The sequence below is a fragment of the Psychrobacter sp. S1-30-MNA-CIBAN-0213 genome (assembly GCF_040309845.1).
Taxonomy (GTDB): domain Bacteria; phylum Pseudomonadota; class Gammaproteobacteria; order Pseudomonadales; family Moraxellaceae; genus Psychrobacter.
In genome coordinates, this window is sequence record NZ_JBEOPE010000112.1 from 1 (window position 1) to 257 (window position 257).

Below are 257 nucleotides of genomic sequence, written 5' to 3' on the forward strand. Positions count from 1 at the left end.
CTCTAACACGTGGTCAGGCTCAAAGTACAGGGCGTCAGGGGTAATCATTAAAGGCACGTGACGGTTACCTAGATGATAAGCGCCCCTCATAAGATCGAAGCTATTATCAGCGGTGACTTTGATTAACGCTTGCTTAGCGGCCATCACCTGTATCAATTCGCCTTGATTATTAGCCAGCACACTGCCATTTTTGATGGTTTCTGTGCGCGGTAGGTCAATACCGACGGCTTGTTGCTGCTGCGTTTGCGCTTTAAAGC

1 protein-coding gene is annotated in these 257 nt (G+C 48.6%); it reads right to left on the bottom strand.

Translation table 11 applies throughout. The features are described 5' to 3' along the window. Positions 1–257, bottom strand: a 257-nt coding sequence (locus tag AAEY87_RS14160; protein ID WP_350657634.1) for an urease accessory protein UreE, incomplete at both ends; no start/stop codon positions are given.